A 16,891-nucleotide genomic window follows, 5' to 3' on the forward strand; every position below is an offset into this window, starting at 1 on the left:
GACCCCGGCGGGCAGGACGACGCCCGCGCTGGGCGCCGCCTATGTCGCGACCGCGGCCAGGCCCCTCGCGCACGCTGTCCTCAACCCGTCACCGCCGCTCACCCAGCGCGCGGTCGGCGGCGGCATCCGGGCCATGATCCCGCTCCAGGCCGCCCTCGCAGCGCGCGGCGGCGCCCTCGGCAGCGCCCTCGCCGTCATGGGGCTCGTACCGCTCGCCCGCGTCTTCGGCCGGAAGGTGAGCGTCACATGAGCCTGCGCCTCGGATACGGCACCAACGGACTCACCGACCTGCGGCTCGACGACGCCCTCGGGCTGCTCGCCGACCTCGGGTACGAAGGGGTCGGGCTGACCCTCGACCACATGCACCTCGACCCGCTCGCCGACGACCTCGCGGCCCGCACCCGGCAGGTCGGGCGCAGACTCGGCGAACTGGGGCTCGGCGTCACCGTCGAGACCGGCGCCCGCTACGTGCTCGACCCGCGCCGCAAACACGGCCCCTCCCTGCTGGACCCGGACCCCGAGGGACGCGCCGCCCGGGTCGGGCTGCTGGTCACGGCCGTGCGGGTGGCGGCCGACCTCGGCGCGCACGCCGTGCACTGCTTCAGCGGGATCACCCCGCCGGGCACCGGCACGGACACCGCCTTCGAACGTCTCGAAGAGACCATGGCGCCCGTGCTGGCTGCCGCCGAGGCGGCGGGGGTCCCGCTCGCCGTCGAGCCGGAGCCGGGGCATCTCGTCGGCGACCTCGCGGGGTTCCACGAACTCCGGCGCAGGCTCGGCGACCCCGGACTGCTCGGCCTCACCCTGGACCTGGGCCACTGCCAGTGCCTGGAGCCGCTGCCGCCCGCCGACTGCGTGCGCGCCGCCGCGCCCTGGCTGCGGCATGTGCAGATCGAGGACATGCGGCGCGGTGTGCACGAGCATCTGCCGTTCGGCGACGGCGAGATGGACTTCCCGCCGCTGCTCGAAGCGCTCGCGGAGGCCGACTACCAGGGGCTGACCGTCGTGGAGCTGCCGCGGCACTCCCACGCGGGACCCGAAATGGCCCGCACCTCCCTGGAGTTCCTGCGCGGCATCGTCACGAAGGGAGTACCGGCATGACCCCGCCCCTCACCCGCGACACGCTGGCCGCCCGGCTCGGCCCGGACGCGCGCGCCTGGCTCGACGGCGCGCTCACCGAAGCGGAGGCCGCCCCCGACAACGTTGCCTTCGCCCCCTGGGAGCTGCGCTTCGCCGCCGCCGGCCGGCACTGCGGCCAGGACAACGCCGACGACGTACGTACCCTGCTGCTCCAGCGGGCCGGCGCGGGAGTCGACACCCTGAACAGGCTCTACCACCAGGGCAACGCGGCCGAGCGGCGCGCCGTCCTGCTCTCCCTGCCCTACCGCGTGCCAGGACCCGACGCGCTGCCGCTCACCGAGGACGCCCTGCGCACCAACGACACCCGGCTCGTCGCAGCGGCCGTCGGACCGTACGCGGCGGCGCACCTCGACGCCCACGGCTGGCGGCACGCCATCCTCAAGTGCCTGTTCACCGGAGTCCCCGTCGACGCCGTCGACCGACTCGCCGAACGGGCCGCAGGGGACGCCGAACTGGCCAGGATGCTGGGCGACTTCGCCGCCGAGCGCACAGCGGCCGGCCGGGAGGTACCGGCAGACCTGCACCGCGTACTGACCCTGACGGGACTGGAGTCCTGATGCGCATCTTCGACCCCCACATCCACATGACCTCCCGCACCACGGACGACTACCAGGCGATGTACGCCTCCGGTGTCCGCGCCCTGGTCGAGCCGTCCTTCTGGCTCGGCCAGCCCCGTACCTCACCCGCCAGCTTCTACGACTACTTCGACGCGCTGCTCGGCTGGGAGCCGTTCCGCGCCGCGCAGTACGGCATCGCCCACCACTGCACCCTCGGTCTCAACCCCAAAGAGGCCAACGACCCGCGCTGTCTGCCCGTCCTGGAGGAGCTGCCCCGCTATCTCGTCAAGGACGGCGTCGTCGCCGTCGGCGAGCTGGGCTACGACTCGATGACCCCGGCCGAAGACCTGGCGCTCGCCGCGCAGTTGCAGCTCGCGGCCGACCACGGGCTGCCCGCGCTCGTGCACACCCCGCACCGGGACAAGCTCGCCGGTCTGCGCCGCACCGTCGACGTGATCCGGGAGTCCGTCCTCGCCCCCGACCGGGTGCTGCTCGACCACCTCAACGAGACGACCGTCAAGGACGCCGCCGAGAGCGGCAGCTGGCTCGGCTTCTCCATCTATCCCGACACCAAGATGGACGAGGACCGGATGGTCGCCGTGCTCAAGGCGCACGGCACGGAGAAGGTCCTGGTCAACTCCGCTGCCGACTGGGGCAAGAGCGACCCGCTCAAGACCCGCAAGGTCGCCGACGCGATGCTCGCCGCCGGCTTCACCGAGGACGACGTCGACCAGGTGCTCTGGCGCAACCCCGTCGCGTTCTACGGACTCAGCGGCAGACTCCAGCTGGACGTGCCCGCCCCGGAGGCCCTGCACGAGGGCAACTCCATTCTCCGCGGCGGGGAGTGAGCCCATGCGCTTCCGCCACCCCGACGGCTCCACCGTCCATCTCTCCTACTGCACCAACGTGCACCCCGCCGAGAACCTGGAAGGCGTGCTCGGCCAACTGCGCGACCACTGCGAGCCGGTACGCAAGCGGCTCGGCCGCGACCGGCTCGGCATCGGACTGTGGCTCGCCAAGGGCGCGGCCCAGGCCCTGATCAACGACCCGGCCCAACTGCGCGGCCTGCGGGCCGAACTGGACCGGCGCGGTCTCGAAGTCGTCACCCTCAACGGATTCCCCTACGAGGGATTCGGCGCCGAGGAGGTCAAGTACCGGGTCTACAAGCCCGACTGGGCCGATCCCGAACGGCTCTCGCACACCAGCGACCTGGCCCGGCTGCTGGCGGCCCTGCTGCCCGACGACGTCACCGAGGGCTCCGTCTCCACCCTGCCGCTCGCCTGGCGCACCACCTTCGACGAGGCAGCCGCCGACACCGCGCGGACCGCGCTGCGCACCCTGTCCGCACGGCTCGACGCGCTGGAGGAACTGACCGGCAAATCCATCAGGATCGCGCTGGAGCCCGAACCCGGCTGCACCGTCGAGACCACGGGCGACGCGATCGGCCCGCTCACCGACATCGCGAGCGACCGGATCGGCATCTGCGTCGACACCTGCCACCTCGCCACCTCCTTCGAGGACCCGGCGACCGCGCTCGCCGCACTGGAAGCCGCGCACATCGTCATCCCCAAGGCGCAGCTCTCCGCCGCCCTGCACGCCGAAGACCCGCATCTGCCCGAGGTGCGCGAAGCCCTCGGCGCCTTCGCCGAACCCCGCTTCCTGCACCAGACCCGCACCCGCACGGCGGCGGGACTGCGCGGCACCGACGACCTGGACGAGGCGCTGGGCGGCGGCACACTCCCGGACGGCGCGCCCTGGCGCTCGCACTTCCACGTCCCGCTGCACGCACCGCCCGCGCCACCGCTCACCTCGACCCTGCCGGTGCTCCAGGACACCCTCGCCCGCCTCGTCGGCGTCGCCGAACCGCGCACCCGCCACCTTGAGGTCGAGACCTACACCTGGCAGGCGCTGCCGGCCGAACTGCGCCCCCGCAGCCGCGGGCAGCTCGCCGACGGCATCGCCGCCGAACTCACCCTGGCCCGCGACCTGCTGGTCGACCTCGGCCTGAAGGAGCTGCCATGACCGACACCGGGCCCACCGCACCGGCCTCGCCCACCCCGCTGCTGGTGCTGGACGTCGTCGGACTCACCCCCCAACTGCTCGACCACATGCCGCATTTGAAGAAGCTCGCCGGAGCCGGCTCACAGGCCCCGCTGACCACGGTGCTGCCCGCCGTCACCTGCAGCGCCCAGTCGACCTTCCTCACCGGCACCCTCCCCGCCGAGCACGGCATCGTCGGCAACGGCTGGTACTTCCGCGAACTCGGCGACGTGCTGCTCTGGCGCCAGCACAACGGTCTGGTCTCCGGCGACAAGCTGTGGGACGCGGCCCGCCGCGCCCACCCCGGCTACACCGTCGCCAACGTGTGCTGGTGGTACGCGATGGGCGCCGACACCGACTACACCGTCACGCCCCGTCCCGTGTACTACGCCGACGGCCGCAAGGAGCCCGACTGCTACACCCGGCCGCCGGAGCTGCACGACGAACTCGAAGCCGAACTGGGCACGTTCCCGCTGTTCCACTTCTGGGGCCCCGGCGCCGACCTCGTCTCGTCGCAGTGGATCATCGACGCGACCCGGCACATCATCCGCACCCGCACCCCCGACCTGGCGCTGTGCTACGTACCGCACCTCGACTACGACCTCCAGCGCTTCGGGCCCGACGCCCCGCGCTCGCTGCGGGCCGCCGCCGAACTCGACGCCGCGCTCGCGCCGTTGCTGGACGACGCGAAGGCCGAGGGCCGGGTCGTCGTCGCACTGTCCGAGTACGGCATCACCCGGGTCTCCCGCCCGGTCGACATCAACCGGGCGCTGCGCAGGGCCGGTCTGCTGGAGGTGCACACCCAGGACGGTATGGAGTACCTCGACCCGATGGCCTCCCGCGCCTTCGCCGTCTCCGACCACCAGATCTCGCACGTCTACGTACGGCGCCCGGAGGACATGGACGCCACGCGCGAGGCCCTGAAGGACCTCGCGGGGATCGAGGAACTGCTCGACGACGAGGGCAAGAAGCGCTACGGCCTCGATCACCCGCGCTCGGGCGAGCTGGTGGCCGTCGCCGAACCGGACGCCTGGTTCACGTACTACTACTGGCTCGACGACGACCGGGCCCCCGACTTCGCCCAGCTCGTCGAGATCCACCGCAAGCCGGGCTACGACCCCGTCGAACTGTTCATGGACCCCCTCGACCCGTACGTCAAGGTCAAGGCGGCCACGGCCATCGCCCGCAAGAAGCTGGGCATGCGCTACCGCCTCGCCGTCGTACCGCTCGACCCCGCCCCCATCCGGGGCAGCCACGGCCGCCTTCCGGCGAGCGACGAAGAAGGTCCGCTCATCCTGTGCTCGGCCCCCCACGCCGTCGGTGACCGTGTCGCGGCCACCGATGTGAAGTCCCTGCTGCTGACCCTCGCAGGACTGCACTGACACCGAAGGAGTTCCGCATATGAGCCGCAAGAAGTCCGTCGACCCCGAGCTCTCCCACCGCCTCAGCAGACGCAACATGCTCGGCGTCACGGCGGGAGCCGGCGCCGCGGCCCTGCTCGGCCTCTCGGCCGGTACCGCGGGAGCGGTCGGGAGCGCGGCCCAGGGGAAGGGCGCCGGCGCGACCCAGCCGGTCCTGCCCCCGAACCGCCTCGGCATCCAGCTCTACTCGCTGCGCGACAAGATCGCCGAAATCGGTTTCGCCGCCGTCTTCAAGGAGCTGGAGAGCTTCGGGTACGACGAGATCGAGTACGCGGGCTACACCCAGGGCATCGGCAACATCAGCGTGAAGCAGCTCGCCAGGCTCGCCAAGAGCTACGGGCTCAACGGCATCGGCAGCCATGTCAACTACGCCGACAGCAACCCGGACGGGTACAGCTTCGCGACCAAGCTGGAGCAGGTGCTCGACGACGCCGAGGCCCTGGGTCTCGAACACATCGGCACCGCTTCGAGCCCCGCGCGCTACGGCAACACCGTCGACGCGTACAAGCGCGCGGCCGAGGAGTTCAACACCTACGGCGAAGCGGCCAGGGCCCGCGGGATGAAGTTCTACCAGCACAACCACGGGGACGAGTTCGGCTTCGCGACCGACAACCCGAACGTGCGCCTCTACGACGTGCTGCTGGAGGAGACCGACCCGAAGTTCGTCTTCCTGGAGATGGACATCTACTGGGCCTACACCGGGCAGTTCCGCTTCAGTGTCACCCCGGAGGGCAAGCCCCGGCCGTTCGAGCCGATCGACTACGTGGTGCAGCAGCCGCACCGCTACCCGCTGTTCCACGTCAAGGACGGCGTGCACGACCCGGACTCCCGTGACGGGTACGACATGACGGACGTCGGGGACGGCGACATCGACTACAAGACCTTCATCCAGAAGGTCAACAAGACCAACAAGGGCCGCACGTACCACCACTGGCAGGTGGAGCACGACCAGCCGGTCGACTCCATCGCGTTCGCCCGCAAGTCGGCCGACCACCTGCACGCGCTGACCGAGAAGAAGAAGGGCTGACCCACCCCGCACACCGGGCGGCCCCCGGTACGGCTCCTCATGAGCCGTACCGGGGGCCGCCTTCCCGCGCCGTGGGGCAGGATGCCGCCGGTCAGACGGCCTCCCTGCTGACCGGCTGGGGATTGGGTTCGATCCCGCCCTTGCGGCCGCGCGGCAGCCCCGGATGTCGCAGGAACAGCGCCAGCCCGGCAGCGACCAGCGAGAGCACACCGGCGATCACATAGGCGCCGTCGTAGCCCCAGGCGTCCACCGCCTCGGAGCCGAGCCCGCCGCCGAACAGCCCGCTGATCACCTTGCCGCTGTAGGCGATGCCGTAGTTGGTGGCGTTGTAGTTCTCCCCGAAGTAGTCCGGTGTGATGGACGCGAACATCGGATAGAACGCGCCACCGCCGAATCCGGAGAAGAACGCGAACACCAGGAACATCACCTCGTTGTTGGCGTTGCCCGCCCACAACACACCGAACTGGGAGAACCCCAGCACCAGGATGACGAAGATCAGCGCGTTCTTACGGCCCCACAGGTCGGAGAGCCAGCCGACGACGCCGCGTCCCACCCCGTTGACCACCGACAGGATGCCGGCCGAGTTGGCGGCCACCAGCGGACCGAAGCCGACCTCCTTGGCGAACGGCACCTGGAAGGAGATACCGAAGATGGAGACACCGGCCGTGATCACCAACAGCAGCCAAATCAGGGGCAGTTGACCGGTCCTGATGGCCTCCATCGGCCGGTACTGCTTGATGGCCGGCGGGTTCTTGATCAGGCTGCGCGCCGACTTGCCGACCCGTGCCTTCAGCGGGTCGACGGTGTCCGGCCACCAGTTCTTCGGCGGGTCCTTGAAGAACCAGCCGCTGATCGCCACCGCGACCAGCACCCACACCCCGATCAGGTCGAGCACCGTGTGGAAGTTGCTGGTGTCGAAGGCGAAGTTGAAGATGAAGATGAACGGAACGGCGCCGTAGGCGAAGCCGCCGTTGACGAACCCCGTCTTGCCGCCGCGCTTCTCGGGGAACCACTTGCCCACCATGTTGATACAGGTGGAGTAGACGAAGCCCGACCCCACCCCGCCCAGCACACCGAAGCCGATGATGGCCAGCCACACACTGTCGAAGTGGGAGATCGACAGAAAGCCCAGCAGCGCCAGCACCGAGCCGATCATCATCGCCGCGCGGGCCGACAGGATCCCCTTCTCCCGCATCCAGCCGGTCGGGAACGAGACCCCGGCCTGGAAGAAGGTCCACACCGAGAGGATCCAGAACGTGTTGCTCTGCGTCCAGCCGTGGGCGTCCGACAGGACGTCCTCCGCCGAACCGTACGCGTACTCGAAAACACTGATGCCCATCATCGCGAGCCACGGCAGGTACACCATCAGCTTGCGCGAGTGGCCGAGGATCTGCCGGTCGCTCTCACCGACCCGGTACACCCGGCCCTTGCTGTCCGTCACTTCCCGGTAGGCGACCGCCTCGGCGGTCGCTGACCCTTCGTTCTCTGTACTCATGTCTCCCCTTGGTCTCGAAAGAACTGGCCAGCGCCCCCTGTCCAAACCTTTCGTTCCTGAGGAGGCGGGTCAGGTGAGCAGCCCCGCCGCCCGAGCCCAGCGATATTTCGCACCCAGCGCCTCGACGGGCCGCTCGGTGGTGTACGGATAGGCGACAACGCCGCGCTCGAAGAGGTACGCGCACGCCTCTTCGACCTCGGTGTCGCCCGCAAGGGAAGCCACCACGGGCTTTTCGATGCCGCGCTCCCGGAACTCCGCCACGACCCGCGCCGTCAGTTCGGCGAAGACCATGGGGGGAGTGACGATGGTGTGCCAGTAGCCCAGCACGAGCGCGTGGATCCGGGGGTCCTCAAGACCCAGCCGGATGGTCTTCTCGTACGTGGACGGCGGCTCGCCGCCGGTGATGTCCACGGGGTTGCCCGCCGCGCCGAACGGCGGGATGAACTCACGGAACGCCGCGTCCAGGTCCGGCGGGATCTCCATCAGGGACAGGCCGTTGTCGACGATGGCGTCGGACAGCAGCACCCCCGAACCGCCCGCCCCGGTGATGATGACGACGTTGTCGCCCTTCGGCGTGGGGAGCACCGGCAGCGACCTGGCGTACTCCAGCATCTCGTTCAGCCCCGGCGCCCTGATCACACCCGCCTGGCGCAGGATGTCGTCGTACACCGCGTCGTCACCCGCCAGCGCGCCGGTGTGCGAGCCCGCCGCCCTGGCGCCGGCCGCCGTGCGGCCCGCCTTGAGGACCACGACCGGCTTCTTCGGCACGGTCGCCCGCGCCGCATCGACGAACGCCCTGCCGTCCTTCAGGTCCTCCAGGTGCATCGCGATGCACTTGGTGTTGGGGTCCTCACCGAACCAGGTCAGCAGATCGTCCTCGTCCAGGTCCGACTTGTTGCCGAGCCCGACGATCGCCGACACACCCGTCCTGGTGGTCCTGGCGAACCCGAGGATCGCCATCCCGATGCCGCCCGACTGGGAGGTCAGCGCGACGCCGCCCTTGACGTCGTACGGGGTGCAGAAGGTCGCGCAGAGATCCTGCCAGGTGGAGTAGTAGCCGTAGATGTTCGGCCCGAGCATCCGTACGCCGTACTCCTCGGCTATCGCCACGATCTTCGCCTGGAGTTCGTGCTCGCCGGTCTCGGCGAAACCGGACGGGATCAGCACGGCGTTGGGAATGCCCTTGCGGCCGACCTCTTCCAGCGCAGCGGGGACGAACTTCGCGGGGATCGCGAAGACCGCCACATCGGGCTCCCCTGGCACGTCCATCACGCTCTTGTACGCCTTGCGGCCGAGAATGTCATCGGCTCTGGGATTCACCGGGTGGATCTCGCCCGGAAAACCTCCGTCGATGAGATTGCGCATCACCGAATTGCCGATCTTGCCCTGCTCGTTGGAGGCGCCGATCACCGTGACGGAGGCGGGCTTCATCAGCCTGCGCATCGACACGAGGATCTCCTCGCGGCCGAACTTCCGCCGCTCCAACGGGGCTTCGGTGGCCAGCAGGATCCGTACGTCCGCCGCCATCACCCCGTCCTGCGACGCGAACACCGGGTTGAGGTCGACCTCGGCGATCTCGGGAAAGTCCGAAGCCAGTTGGGACACCTTGACGACGAGGCCGGCGAGCGCCTCCCGGTCGACGGGCGGCGCGCCGCGCACACCGCGCAGGATCTCGGCGGCGCGTATCCCGTCGAGCATCGACAGCGCGTCGTCCCTGGACGCGGGCGCGAGCCGGAACGTGACGTCCTTCAGCACCTCGACCAGCACACCGCCGAGCCCGAAGGCCACGATCTTGCCGAACGTCGGGTCGGTGACCGTGCCGATCAGCACCTCGGTGCCGGCCGGCACCATCTGCTGGACCTGTACGCCCAGGATGCGGGCGTCCGCGTCGTACGCCTTGGCGTTGGTGACGATCTCGGTGAAGGCGGTCCGCACCTCGGCGGCCGACTTCACCCCGATCCGCACCCCGCCCGCGTCGGTCTTGTGCAGGATCTGCGGTGAGACGATCTTCATCGCGACCGGGAATCCCATCCGGTCGGCGAGCGCGACGGCCTCGTCCGCGCTCTCGGCCAGCGCCTCGGCCGGGGTCGGGATGCCGTAGGCGTCGGTGACCGCCTTGCCCTCGGGCGCGGTCAGTGCGGTACGTCCGTCCGCGAGCGCCGCCCGCAGCACCTCGCGCACCGCCTGCTGATCGGTCTTCGTACGGTCCGCCACTAGATGACTCCGTTCGTCTTGAGCAGGCGCAGTTCCGCGTCGTCGAGACCCAGCTCGCCGACGTACACCTCTTCGTTGTGTTCGCCGAGCAGCGGTGAACTCACCACGTCCACCGGCGAGTCGGAGAGCTTCAGCGGGCTGCCGACCGTGGTGAACGAGCCCCGCTGGGGGTGTGCGACCTCGACGACCATCTCGTTCGCCGCGAGCGAGGGGTCCTCGATGATCTCCTTGGTGGAGAGGATCGGCCCGCACGGGATGTTGTGCGCGTTGAGCTTCTCCAGCACCGCCCACTTGGGCAGGGTGGTCGTCCACTCCTCGATGAGCTGGAACATCTTGCCGAGCTTCGGCAGCCGGGCCTCCGGGGTCGCCCAGTCGGCGTCCTCGGTCAGCTCGGGCCGGCCGATCAGCTCGGTGAGGGGCTTCCAGCCGACGGGCTGCACGATGACGTACACGTAGTCGTTGGGTCCGCCGGGCGCGCACTTGACGGCCCAGCCCGGCTGCCCGCCGCCGCTGGCGTTGCCGCTGCGGGGCACCTCGTCGCCGAAGTCCTCGTTGGGGTACTCGGCGAGCGGACCGTGCGCGAGCCGCTGCTGGTCCCGCAGTTTGACCCGGCACAGATTGAGCACCGCGTGCTGCATCGCGACATTGACCCGCTGGCCGCGCCCGGTGCTCTCGCGCTGGAAGAGCGCGGCGAGGATGCCGGCGACGGCGTGCACCCCGGTGCCCGAGTCGCCGATCTGCGCGCCGGTCGCGAGCGGCGGACCGTCCTCGAAGCCGGTCGACGTCATCGAACCGCCCATCGCCTGCGCGACGACCTCGTACGCCTTGAAGTTGGTGTACGGGCCCTCGCCGAAGCCCTTGATGGAGGCGTAGACGATGCGCGGGTTGATCTCCTGGATCCGCTCCCAGGTGAAGCCCATCCGGTCGACGGCGCCGGGGCCGAAGTTCTCCACCAGTACGTCGGAGCGGCGGATCAGCTCGGTCAGGATCTCCTTGCCGCGCGGTGTCTTGGTGTTGAGTGTGATCGAGCGCTTGTTGCAGTTGAGCATGGTGAAGTAGAGCGAGTCGACGTCGGGGATGTCGCGGAGCTGCTTGCGGGTGATGTCGCCGGTCGGCGCCTCCAGCTTCACCACGTCCGCACCGAGCCAGGCGAGCAGCTGGGTGGCGGAGGGACCTGACTGCACATGGGTCATGTCGAGAACGCGGACGCCTGCCAGCGCCTTGGTCGTTTCCGTGGCCTCTAGAGCCTGGGTCATGTGAGGGCTCCTCTACTTGTACATGGTCTGGTTCATCGTTCCGGGGGCGTACGCGTCGGGGTCGACCCAGACGTTGATCAGCGACGGCAGCCCGGACTCGCGGGCGCGCCGCAGTGCGGGGGCGATGTCGGCGGGGTCGCGTACCTCCTCGCCGTAACCTCCCAGCATCTGGGCGAACTTGTCGTAGTGGACGTCGCCGAGGGTGTTGCCGACCCGCTCGCGTTCGTCGCCGTACTTGGCCTTCTGGCCGTAACGGATCTGGTTCATCGACGAGTTGTTGCCGACGATGCCGACGAACGGCAGGTTGTAGCGGACCAGCGTCTCGAAGTCCCAGCCGGTCAGCGAGAACGCGCCGTCGCCGAACAGCGCGACGACCTCCTTGTCGGGGCGTGCCTTCTTCGCCGCGAGGACGAACGGGACGCCGACGCCCAGCGTGCCGAGCGGGCCCGGGTCCATCCAGTGGCCCGGCGACTTGGGCTGCACGACCTGCCCGGAGAAGGTGACGATGTCGCCGCCGTCGCCGATGTAGATCGAGTCCTCGGTCAGGAAGTCGTTGATCTCACTGACCAGCCGGTACGGGTGGATGGGGGAGGCGTCCGACTTCAGCGAGGGCAACCGCTTCTCGATCGCGCTCTGTTCGGCGGCGCGCAGCTCGTCCAGCCAGGCCTTGCGCTTGGCGGAACCGCCGTTGACACGCCCACTCGCCGCCTGGGTCGCCGCGGCGAGGACGAGCCCGGCGTCGCCGACGATGCCGAGGTCGACGTCGCGGTTCTTGCCGACCGTGCGGTAGTCGAGGTCGATCTGGACGACGGTCGCGTCCGGCGAGAGCCGCTTGCCGTAGCCCATCCGGAAGTCGAAGGGCGTGCCGACGATGATGATGAGGTCGGCGTTGGAGAAGGCGTAGCGGCGCGAGAGCTGGAAGTGGTGCGGGTCGCCGGGGGGCAGAGTGCCGCGCCCGGCGCCGTTCATGTACGCGGGCACGTTGAGCGTCCGCACCAGGTCGATCGCGGAGTCCGTGGCCCGGGTCGTCCAGACCTGGCTGCCGAGCAGGATCGCCGGCTTCTCGGCGTGCACGAGCAGATCGGCCAGCTTCTCGATCGCCGCCGGGTCGCCGGGGGAGCGGGTCGACGCGCGGTAGCCGCCGGCCTGCGGGATCCGGGCGCTGGACAGCGGCACCTTGGCGTCCAGCACGTCGCGCGGTATCTCCAGGAACGACGGCCCGGGCGCGCCGTTGTAGCACTCGCGGAAGGCCATCGAGACCATGTCGGCCGCCCGCGCCGTGCCGGGCACGGTCGCGGCGAACTTGGTGATCGGGGTCATCATGTCGACGTGCGGCAGGTCCTGGAGCGAGCCCATCTTGTGCTGGCTCAGGGCCCCTTGGCCGCCGATGAGCAGCATCGGTGACTCGGCGCGGAACGCGTTGGCGACGCCGGTGACGGCGTCCGTCGTCCCCGGACCCGCCGTGACGACGGCGCAGCCGGGCTTGCCGGTGATCCGCGCGTAGCCGTCGGCCGCGTGGGCGGCCACCTGTTCGTGCCGTACGTCGACGACTTCGATGCCCTCGTCGACGCAGCCGTCGTAGATGTCGATGATGTGTCCGCCGCAGAGGGTGTAGATGACCTCGACACCCTCCGCCTTCAGCGCCTTGGCGACCAGATGACCACCGGAGATGAGTTCCTGGCTGTCGTCGGGCATGAGCGAGACCTGTCCCTTCGTAGGTGAGCGCCAATGCGCTCCCGGTATATTGTCTACAGTCTACGAATACTGTATGAAGCTTGTTATCCCGCATCTGGCGGACGGTGTCCAGGGGGCGTGCGGCACTTATCTCAAAAGGGAGCGGCATGGATCTGTACGAACACGAAGCAAGGGAACTCTTCGCGGACCACGGCATCCCGGTACCGGGAGCCGAGGTGGTGACGGCCGCCAGGGACGCCCGTGACGCCGCGGAACGGCTCGGCGGCCGGGTCGTCGTCAAGGCGCAGGTGAAGACCGGCGGCCGGGGCAAGGCGGGCGGGGTGAAGCTCGCCGCCGACCCGGCGGCGGCCGAACTCACCGCACGTCAGATCCTCGGGATGGACATCAAGGGCCACACGGTCCGCACGGTGATGCTCGCGCAACCCGTGGACATCGAGGCCGAGTTCTACGTCAGCTACGTCCTCGACCGGGCGGCGGGGACCTTCCTCGCCATCGCGTCGGCCGAGGGCGGCATGGAGATCGAGGAGGTCGCTGCCGGCCGGCCCGAGGCGGTGGCCCGGATCCCTGTCGACCCGGCCGTCGGCGTCACCGCCACCAAGGCCGCCGAGATCGCCTCGGCCGCCGGACTGCCGGCCAACACCGCGCCCGTCCTCCAGGCGCTCTGGCAGGTGCTGATCCGCGAGGACGCCCTGCTGGTCGAGGTCAACCCGCTGGTGCGCACCACCGAAGGACGGATCCTCGCCATCGACGGCAAGGTCACCCTCGACGACAACGCCCGCTTCCGGCAGGCGCGTTGGGGCGAGGCCGAACCCGACCCCGGCGCCGATCCGCTGGAGGCGGAGGCGGCGGCGAAGGGCCTCAACTACGTCAAGCTCGACGGCGAGGTCGGCATCATCGGCAACGGCGCCGGACTGGTCATGTCCACCCTCGACGTGGTCGCCGGATGCGGCGCGCGGCCCGCCAACTTCCTCGACATCGGCGGCGGCGCGTCGGCGCAGGTGATGGCCGACGGGCTCTCCGTCATCCTCTCCGACCCGGCCGTCAGATCCGTCTTCGTCAACGTCTTCGGCGGGATCACCGCCTGCGACGCCGTCGCGAGCGGCATCGTCCAGGCCCTGGAGTCGGTCCGGCTGACCAAACCCCTCGTCGTACGGCTCGACGGCAACAACGCCGCCCGTGGCCGCGCGATCCTCCAGGAGCGCGCGCACCCCCTCGTCCAGCAGGCCACCACGATGGACGGCGCCGCCCGACAGGCCGCCGACCTGGCGAACGCCCGATAAGGAGAGACACCATGGCCATCTTCCTGACCAAGGAGAGCAAGGTCCTCGTCCAGGGCATGACGGGCGCCGAGGGCATGAAGCACACCCGCCGCATGCTCGCGGCCGGCACCGACGTGGTCGGCGGCGTCAACCCGCGCAAGGCGGGCCGCAGCGTCGACTTCGACGGCAGGGCCGTGCCCGTCTTCGGCTCGGTCGCCGAGGGCATCGAGGCGACGGACGCCGACGTCACCGTCCTGTTCGTACCGCCGCCCTTCGCCAAGGCCGCCGTCGTCGAGGCGGTCGACGCGGGCATCGCGCTCGCCGTCGTCATCACCGAAGGCATCCCCGTCCACGACGCGGTCGCCTTCCACGCCTACGCCAGGAACCACCACACCCGCGTCATCGGCCCCAACTGCCCGGGACTCATCAGCCCGGGCCAGTCCAACGCCGGGATCATTCCGGCGGACATCGCGGCCAAGCCCGGTAGGATCGGCCTCGTTTCCAAGTCCGGCACCCTCACCTACCAACTCATGTACGAGCTGCGGGAGATCGGATTCTCCTCGGCGGTCGGCATCGGTGGTGACCCCGTCGTGGGCACCACCCACATCGACTGCCTCGCGGCCTTCGAGAACGACCCCGACACCGAACTCATCGTGCTGATAGGCGAGATAGGCGGGGACGCCGAAGAGCGCGCCGCCGCCTACATCGCCGAGTGCGTCAGCAAACCGGTCGTCGGGTACATCGCCGGATTCACCGCGCCCGAGGGCCGGACGATGGGGCATGCGGGCGCCATCGTCTCCGGATCCTCAGGCACGGCCGACGCCAAGAAGCGGGCGCTGGAAGCCGTCGGCGTACGGGTCGGCTCCACACCGTCGGAGACCGCCCGACTGGTCCTGGACCAACTGGCGGCGCGCACCTAGGCGTTGTCGTTCGGATCTTGCCGGGCTCGCGAGGTCTGGTGCCTCATCCGGCCTGATCCGAACGACAGGCCCGCACCGCACACGTCACACCGGCCGACACCTGCCGGGCCACGCACCTCCCGCCCAGTCCGAGCGGAGACCCTCAATGGCACCCACCCTCCTGTCGACCCCGACCTCCACCCCGGCCCTCGCGGTCAAACCAGGCACGTCCTGGTCCGACGCGTGGCAGCGCTGCCTCGCCGTCGCCCCCGAAGCGTTCGACGACGACCGCGTACGCAACCTGTGGGCGGCGACCTGGCAGCGCGAAGGCCGCGCCCTGCCCGCGACCAGCCCCGTCGACGGCAGTCCCATCGCGGGACCGCCCCGGATCGACGCGCCCACCGCCCAGCAGGCGGTGCGCGCCGGCCTCGACCAGCACCGCGCCTGGCGGCATGTCCCGCTGCCAGAGCGCACGGCGCGCGTCGCCGCCACCCTCGACGCGCTCACCGAACACCGCGAACTGCTCGCCCTGCTCCTCGTCTGGGAGATCGGCAAGCCGTGGCGGCTCGCCCAGGCCGACGTCGACCGTGCGATCGACGGCGTCCGCTGGTACGTCGAGGGGATCGACCCGATGCTGGCGGGCCGCGTTCCACTCGCCGGGCCTGTCTCCAACATCGCCAGCTGGAACTACCCGATGTCCGTGCTCGTCCACGCCATGCTCGTCCAGGCGCTGGCCGGCAACGCGGTCATCGCCAAAGCCCCGACCGACGGCGGAGTGGCCTGTCTGACCCTGGCCTGTGCGCTCGCCGTCCGCGAAGGGCTGCCGGTCACCCTGGTCAGCGGCAGCGGCAGGGAACTGTCCGAACCGCTCGTGGCCGCACCGGAGATCGGCTGTGTCTCCTTCGTCGGCGGCCGGGACACCGGCGCCGGCATCGCCACCGCCGTCGCCGACCTCGGCAAGCGCCATGTCCTCGAACAGGAAGGACTCAACACCTGGGGAGTCTGGGACTTCACCGACTGGCCGGCGCTGACCGCCGTCGTCCCCAAGCTCTTCGACTACGGCAAACAGCGCTGCACCGCGTACCCGCGCTTCGTCGTGCAGCGCTCGCTGTTCCCCGACTTCCTCGCCGCCTACCTGCCGGCCGTGCGCGACGTACGCCTCGGCCACCCGCTCGCCGTCGAACACCCCGACGACCCCCTGCCGGAACTGGACTTCGGCCCGCTCATCAACGCGGCCAAGGCCAGGGAACTCGGCGACCAGGTCGCCGACGCCGTCGACCGCGGCGCCGTACCCCTGCACCGGGGGACGCTGTCGGCGGGCCGCTTCCTGCCGGGCCAGGACACCAGCGCCTATCTGGCACCGGTCACCCTGCTCGCACCGCCCCCTTCGTCGCCGCTGCACCACGCGGAACCCTTCGGCCCGGTCGACACCATCGTCCTGGTCGACACGGAGGCGGAGCTGCTGGCCGCGATGAACGCGTCGAACGGCGCGCTCGTGGCCACCCTGTCCACCGACGACCCGGCGGTCTACGCCCGGCTGGCACCCCAGATCCGGGCGTTCAAGGTCGGCCACGGCAAACCCCGCTCACGCGGTGACCGCGAAGAACTCTTCGGCGGCTTCGGCCACTCCTGGCGCGGCGCCTTCGTCGGCGGCGACCTGCTCGTACGGGCGGTGACCGACGGCCCGGACAACGGCCGGCCGCCGGGCAACTTCCCGGACTACCACCAGATGCCCTGACCGCCACGGGACATCGGGCACCGGGCGCTCCGGCACACTCGGCGGAGCGCCCGGTGCCACTCCTGACCACCGGATATACGGGTGAGAGCGGCCACGATCCCCTGGTATCGTTGATGACGTCGCCGCAGCGGAAACGCTCCGGTTCGACCA

13 protein-coding genes and 1 pseudogene are annotated in these 16,891 nt (G+C 70.1%); 10 read left to right on the forward strand and 4 right to left on the reverse strand.

What is annotated here, in order from left to right; all coding sequences use genetic code 11:
• The 7 genes and pseudogenes from HY68_RS25415 to HY68_RS25445 form a co-directional block, all read left to right on the forward strand.
• Positions 1 to 250: pseudogene (locus HY68_RS25415) on the forward strand (prenyltransferase); the annotation flags it as partial.
• Positions 247 to 1,101, forward strand: a complete 855-nt coding sequence (locus HY68_RS25420; protein WP_041992748.1) for a sugar phosphate isomerase/epimerase family protein — start codon at positions 247 to 249, stop codon at positions 1,099 to 1,101. The pseudogene HY68_RS25415 and the gene HY68_RS25420, both read left to right, overlap by 4 nt.
• Positions 1,098 to 1,697, forward strand: coding sequence for an EboA domain-containing protein (locus tag HY68_RS25425; protein WP_041992751.1), 600 nt, complete (start codon positions 1,098 to 1,100; stop codon positions 1,695 to 1,697). Before HY68_RS25420 ends, HY68_RS25425 begins: the two co-directional genes overlap by 4 nt.
• Positions 1,697 to 2,545, forward strand: a complete 849-nt coding sequence (locus HY68_RS25430; RefSeq protein ID WP_041992754.1) for a TatD family hydrolase — start codon at positions 1,697 to 1,699, stop codon at positions 2,543 to 2,545. Before HY68_RS25425 ends, HY68_RS25430 begins: the two co-directional genes overlap by 1 nt.
• A gap of 4 nt (positions 2,546 to 2,549) precedes the next feature.
• Positions 2,550 to 3,719: a metabolite traffic protein EboE gene (eboE, locus tag HY68_RS25435; RefSeq protein WP_041992757.1), complete on the forward strand. Its 1,170-nt coding sequence runs from the start codon at positions 2,550 to 2,552 to the stop codon at positions 3,717 to 3,719.
• Positions 3,716 to 5,119, forward strand: a complete 1,404-nt coding sequence (locus HY68_RS25440) for a nucleotide pyrophosphatase/phosphodiesterase family protein (RefSeq protein ID WP_041992761.1) — start codon at positions 3,716 to 3,718, stop codon at positions 5,117 to 5,119. The genes eboE and HY68_RS25440 overlap by 4 nt, the downstream gene beginning before the upstream one ends.
• Positions 5,120 to 5,138: 19 nt before the next feature.
• A complete protein-coding gene (locus tag HY68_RS25445; protein WP_041992762.1) occupies positions 5,139 to 6,185 on the forward strand; it encodes a sugar phosphate isomerase/epimerase in 1,047 nt (348 codons plus the stop codon).
• A gap of 91 nt (positions 6,186 to 6,276) precedes the next feature.
• Here the strand turns inward: HY68_RS25445 and HY68_RS25450 are convergent, their stop codons facing one another.
• The 4 genes from HY68_RS25450 to HY68_RS25465 all read right to left on the reverse strand — a co-directional run bounded on the left by HY68_RS25450 (position 6,277) and on the right by HY68_RS25465 (position 12,845).
• The gene (locus HY68_RS25450; RefSeq protein ID WP_041992764.1) at positions 6,277 to 7,680 is read right to left on the reverse strand and encodes an OFA family MFS transporter; all 1,404 of its coding nucleotides are present in this window, start codon (positions 7,678 to 7,680) and stop codon (positions 6,277 to 6,279) included.
• A 69-nt stretch (positions 7,681 to 7,749) separates the two neighbouring features.
• A complete protein-coding gene (locus tag HY68_RS25455) occupies positions 7,750 to 9,894 on the reverse strand; it encodes an acetate--CoA ligase family protein (protein WP_078863775.1) in 2,145 nt (714 codons plus the stop codon).
• Positions 9,894 to 11,150 carry a formyl-CoA transferase gene (gene frc / locus HY68_RS25460; RefSeq protein WP_041992766.1) on the reverse strand — a complete coding sequence of 419 codons (1,257 nt, stop codon included), beginning with the start codon at positions 11,148 to 11,150 and terminating at the stop codon, positions 9,894 to 9,896. Before frc ends, HY68_RS25455 begins: the two co-directional genes overlap by 1 nt.
• A gap of 12 nt (positions 11,151 to 11,162) precedes the next feature.
• The gene (locus HY68_RS25465; protein WP_041992768.1) at positions 11,163 to 12,845 is read right to left on the reverse strand and encodes a thiamine pyrophosphate-binding protein; all 1,683 of its coding nucleotides are present in this window, start codon (positions 12,843 to 12,845) and stop codon (positions 11,163 to 11,165) included.
• 146 nt (positions 12,846 to 12,991) lie between these two features.
• On the opposite strand from HY68_RS25465, the gene sucC reads away from it, so the two are divergent.
• The 3 genes from sucC (at position 12,992) to HY68_RS25480 (ending at position 16,741) form a co-directional block, all read left to right on the forward strand.
• Positions 12,992 to 14,125, forward strand: a complete 1,134-nt coding sequence (gene sucC, locus HY68_RS25470; RefSeq protein WP_041992771.1) for an ADP-forming succinate--CoA ligase subunit beta — start codon at positions 12,992 to 12,994, stop codon at positions 14,123 to 14,125.
• Between the two features lie 11 nt (positions 14,126 to 14,136).
• Positions 14,137 to 15,024: a succinate--CoA ligase subunit alpha gene (sucD, locus tag HY68_RS25475; RefSeq protein WP_041992773.1), complete on the forward strand. Its 888-nt coding sequence runs from the start codon at positions 14,137 to 14,139 to the stop codon at positions 15,022 to 15,024.
• Between the two features lie 145 nt (positions 15,025 to 15,169).
• A complete protein-coding gene (locus tag HY68_RS25480; protein WP_198533341.1) occupies positions 15,170 to 16,741 on the forward strand; it encodes an aldehyde dehydrogenase family protein in 1,572 nt (523 codons plus the stop codon).
• The last annotated feature ends 150 nt before the right edge of the window (positions 16,742 to 16,891 follow it).

This window comes from Streptomyces sp. AcH 505 (assembly GCF_000818175.1).
Taxonomy (GTDB): Bacteria; Actinomycetota; Actinomycetes; order Streptomycetales; family Streptomycetaceae; genus Streptomyces.

Coding starts and splice junctions, on each gene's coding strand:
- eboE (WP_041992757.1), top strand. CDS start 2,550: ATGCGCTTCCGCCACCCCGACGGCTCCACCGTCCATCTCTCCTACTGC.
- HY68_RS25465 (WP_041992768.1), bottom strand. CDS start 12,845: ATGCCCGACGACAGCCAGGAACTCATCTCCGGTGGTCATCTGGTCGCC.
- sucD (WP_041992773.1), top strand. CDS start 14,137: ATGGCCATCTTCCTGACCAAGGAGAGCAAGGTCCTCGTCCAGGGCATG.
- HY68_RS25445 (WP_041992762.1), top strand. CDS start 5,139: ATGAGCCGCAAGAAGTCCGTCGACCCCGAGCTCTCCCACCGCCTCAGC.
- sucC (WP_041992771.1), top strand. CDS start 12,992: ATGGATCTGTACGAACACGAAGCAAGGGAACTCTTCGCGGACCACGGC.
- HY68_RS25430 (WP_041992754.1), top strand. CDS start 1,697: ATGCGCATCTTCGACCCCCACATCCACATGACCTCCCGCACCACGGAC.
- frc (WP_041992766.1), bottom strand. CDS start 11,150: ATGACCCAGGCTCTAGAGGCCACGGAAACGACCAAGGCGCTGGCAGGC.
- HY68_RS25440 (WP_041992761.1), top strand. CDS start 3,716: ATGACCGACACCGGGCCCACCGCACCGGCCTCGCCCACCCCGCTGCTG.
- HY68_RS25425 (WP_041992751.1), top strand. CDS start 1,098: ATGACCCCGCCCCTCACCCGCGACACGCTGGCCGCCCGGCTCGGCCCG.
- HY68_RS25480 (WP_198533341.1), top strand. CDS start 15,170: ATGGCACCCACCCTCCTGTCGACCCCGACCTCCACCCCGGCCCTCGCG.
- HY68_RS25420 (WP_041992748.1), top strand. CDS start 247: ATGAGCCTGCGCCTCGGATACGGCACCAACGGACTCACCGACCTGCGG.
- HY68_RS25450 (WP_041992764.1), bottom strand. CDS start 7,680: ATGAGTACAGAGAACGAAGGGTCAGCGACCGCCGAGGCGGTCGCCTAC.